The 3,614-nt window shown below is 63.0% G+C and carries 3 protein-coding genes and 2 pseudogenes; 2 read left to right on the top strand and 3 right to left on the bottom strand.

Annotated elements, in window-relative coordinates; translation table 11 throughout:
• From OO306_RS27760 to iacA, 3 genes and pseudogenes are all read right to left on the bottom strand, one after another.
• Positions 1-135 (bottom strand): annotated as a pseudogene (locus OO306_RS27760) (aromatic ring-hydroxylating dioxygenase subunit alpha); the annotation flags it as partial.
• A gap of 15 nt (positions 136-150) precedes the next feature.
• Positions 151-513 carry an IacB protein gene (locus tag OO306_RS27755; protein ID WP_265970364.1) on the bottom strand — a complete coding sequence of 121 codons (363 nt, stop codon included), beginning with the start codon at positions 511-513 and terminating at the stop codon, positions 151-153.
• A 17-nt stretch (positions 514-530) separates the two neighbouring features.
• Positions 531-1,700 carry an indole-3-acetate monooxygenase gene (gene iacA / locus OO306_RS27750; RefSeq protein WP_085274412.1) on the bottom strand — a complete coding sequence of 390 codons (1,170 nt, stop codon included), beginning with the start codon at positions 1,698-1,700 and terminating at the stop codon, positions 531-533.
• A 486-nt stretch (positions 1,701-2,186) separates the two neighbouring features.
• On the opposite strand from iacA, the gene OO306_RS27745 reads away from it, so the two are divergent.
• Together OO306_RS27745 and OO306_RS27740 are read left to right on the top strand one after the other, a co-directional pair.
• On the top strand, positions 2,187-3,137 hold the full coding sequence (locus OO306_RS27745) for a LysR family transcriptional regulator (RefSeq protein WP_265970363.1): 951 nt from the start codon (positions 2,187-2,189) through the stop codon (positions 3,135-3,137).
• A 342-nt stretch (positions 3,138-3,479) separates the two neighbouring features.
• A pseudogene (locus OO306_RS27740) lies at positions 3,480-3,614 on the top strand (aromatic ring-hydroxylating dioxygenase subunit alpha); the annotation flags it as partial.

Below are 3,614 nucleotides of genomic sequence, written 5' to 3'. Positions count from 1 at the left end.
GGTGCTGTGGAAGATCTTCTGCAGTTCGGCGTCGAACAGGGCCGGGTCGGTGTAGAGGGAGGTGTGGACGCGGTCGGGCTGGACCAGCTCGGCCGGGTCGACCGTCAGGTTGACGGCGGGGATCAGGTTGCTCACGGTATCGTCCTCGACTCAGGCGCGCTGGATGATCAGTTCGCGGCCGACACGGGCCTCGACCTTGGCGTAGCGCCACAGCTTGTACGGCCCCTCGCCCACCGCCGTGCAGCGGAACAGGTTGCAGGCGGCGTGCACGGTCTCGATGTCCGGTACGTCGGCCAGCAGGTAGGTGGTCCAGGGGAAGCCGTCGGACGGGCCGACCATACCTTGGTCATCGTCCATGTTGCCCAGCACGTTCACCCCGGTCAGGTCGTGAATGCCATTCCACATCGCGCTGAAGGCGGCCCACACCTGCAGCTGCTCCTCACGGGGGGCATCGAAGAAGTTCTGGTTGATGCCCATGCAGAACAGCACACGCAACGCTTTCTTATCGCTCATGACAAAATTCCCGAAAGTTACAGGTAGCCCGGAAGGGGCTGTTTACCGAAGAACATCGCACCGGCGTTCTGGTACGTGACGTCGCCCATGAAGGCGTGCTGGGTCACCACCTGCGCATCGTTGACGCAGCGGGCCAGCGGGCTTTCGTTGTAGATGCCGGTCATGCCCGAGAGCATCTGCGCACTGCGCGCCACTTCAGCGGCCACACGGGCGGCATGGGTGGAGGACAGGCGCAACAGGTTGGTGACGTCGACCGGTACCGGATCGCCCGCCAGCACGTGCTCCCAGGCACGTTCGATGGACTCGTAGAAGAACGCGCGCGCCGAGCGCAGCGCCGCCTCGGCCTTGGCCACATCGACCTGGGCCAGCGGCCGGTCGGCCAGTGCCGGGGCGCCGGTCACCGAGATGCGCCCACTGGCCATGCCTGACAGTTCGTCCAATGCAGCGCGGGCAATGCCCAGCCCGACCACCGAGAGCACCTGGGTGGCGAACGACAGCGATGGGTAACGGAAGAACGGCTCGTCCAGGTTGGGCTTGCCGCCGCGCACGAAGGTCCACTGCTCGCCCACCACCACGTCCTCGACCACCAGGTCGTGGCTGCCAGTGCCGAGCAGGCCGACGGTGTCCCAGGTTTCTTCGATGCGCGCCTGCTGGCGCGGCATCACGGCCAGGCGTGGCAGGTCGAGCTTGTCGCCATTGCGCGGGGCAATCCCGACCCCCACGATGTCCGCGCCCATGGACCCGCTGGAGTACTTCCAGCGGCCGTTGACCTTGAAGCCTCCGGGCACGATCTCGGCCGGTTGTGGCGGGAAGATGCCCCCGGCAAACACCGTGTCGGGGCTGTTGCCGTAGATCTCGGCGATGGTCTCCAGCGGCAGCGCCGCCAGGTACACGGGGCTCATGCCGAAGCTGGCCACCCAGCCGGCAGAGCCGTCTGCATGGGAGATGCGTTCGATCATTTCACAGAAGGCCCCCGGCGAGCACTCAAGCCCACCAAAGCGCTTAGGCACCAAGGCGCGGTACACGCCATGGGCCTTGAAGGCGTCGATCACATCGCGGGATATGTAGCGCTGGCGGTCGAACTCACCGAGGCGAGCACGATCACGAACACCGTCAAGCAAGGCCTCGAAAGCAGGGCCAGAGGCGAGCGCCGACACAGGCGCGGCACGCAGGCAAAGCGAATCCATGGACATTCTCCGTCTCAGGCGCGGTTTTTGTACTGATGCTTGTGGGGGGCGTTGGCTGGGCTCGTGGAAGGCAAGCACTGGCCATACAGAGGGGCGAAGGCTGGTTCGGGCGGCATGGTCTGTCTCTCTTGTTTTAGGTGCCGGTGACAAATATTTGCGGCGATTTACGTGAATTGTCAATTGAATTTTCACGCTAAATCAGGAGAAAAATTTGCCTATCCCTAACGGATAAACCCTCTAAAAATTGGCTATCTACATGATTTAAATGGATTTATACGACTTCAAAAACCGGTTTCAACGCGCCTAAAAAAACTAACGACCAGCGCCGATATTACGAAAAATTTTTAGCGCCTTTTTCACATGATTTCGGACAGAAAAAAACGCGTGTACGATGGCCTGGCATGGAGCGCGACAACGCCGGCCACCCACGCCGAGCACACAAAAAAAACAAGCCAACGCCCCACCAGGATGGATGGGGACACGCCAATGCCTGCCGTGATTACCCCCGAGGTCGAGGTCATGCCCACCCGCCATATCGATCTGCAGGACCACCGCCTGCGCTACCTGCACCTGAGCCATGACAAGGGCTCCATGCGCGCCGCTGCCGAAGCCCTCGGCGTCGCCACCTCATCGGTCAGCCGGCAGATCGCCCGGCTGGAAGAAGAACTGGGCATCGAACTGGTGCGCCCCGGCACCCACCGCATCAGCCTGACTGCCGCGGGCGAGGCTGCCGTGGACTACTACATCGAACGCATTCGCCAACACGCGCTGCTGGTCGACCGGCTGGACGAATTGCGAAGCCGCCAGCAAGCCTCGACGGTGATCGCCATCGGCGAAGGCCTGCTGGGGGCCCGGGCGATCAATTCGTTGCAGGGCTTTTTGCACGCGCACAATGCGCACAAGGCCGAGATCATCAGCGCCCCGTCCTTGGAGGTGCAGCGCATGGTGATGAACGACGAGGCGCACCTCGGCGTAGTCTTTGCGCCTAACGCGTCGGCCCGCCTGACGCGCCTGTTCAGCCTGGCGCAGCCATTGCGGATGATTGTTCACCGTGACAGCCGGATGGCCGAGCGCTCCACGGTCAGCCTCGCCGAAGTGGCCCGCGAATCACTGGTGCTGCCCGGCGCCAACTTCCGCGTGCGGGAGCTGGCGGATGCCGCCTGCAAGGACCAGCCGTTCGCCATCGTGCCCACCCTCACCTCCAACTCCCTGGCGGTGATTCTGGACTTCGTTCGGTCGGGGCTGGGCGCCACCTTGCTGGCCGAACTGCCGATCATCGACGAGCTCAAGAACGGCACCTTCAAGGCCCTGGCCATCGATTGCGAAGCGATGAATGCGACCGATATCCAGATTGTTACGCGCCGTGGGCGAACCTTGGATGGCATGAGCCGGGAATTGGCGACGGAGATGGCCAAGGCGGTGCGGATGGCGTTGTGATCTTGGTGCTTGTCTTATGAGATGCAGCGCCTATGAGATCGCGCGCCGCCCGCGCGGCGCTTCGCAGCACAAGGCTGCTCCTACATCTGTTTCGGGCCAATTATTCCTGTGACATGGGCGCGCGCCCCCCCTTTGCGCCCGTCTCACCTGTAGGAGCAGCCTTGTGCTGCGAAGCGCCGCGCGGGCGGCGCTCGATGTCCGCCCCCACAAAAAAACAACGCCATACGCAATGCCACCCCCCATTGCAAAAAACGCAACAACATTGATCCCCCCTGTCATTGAGCCCCACCCCCCTGCCCTTTAGCGTTGCTCCCATAAGAAAACGCCCCATAGGTGACCCCCGTGAGCAACCTGATCCCTGCCGTCAACCTGACGGTCGACCCGGCCGAGCTGGTCCAGCCCGACCGTGTCCACACCTCCCTCTACACCGACCCGGCCCTGTTCGACGCCGAACTGCAGAAGATCTTCCACAGCACA

The sequence above is a fragment of the Pseudomonas sp. DCB_AW genome (assembly GCF_026240895.1).
GTDB classification, from domain to species: domain Bacteria; phylum Pseudomonadota; class Gammaproteobacteria; order Pseudomonadales; family Pseudomonadaceae; genus Aquipseudomonas; species Aquipseudomonas kermanshahensis.
This window is presented reverse-complemented; position numbering and strand designations above follow the sequence as displayed.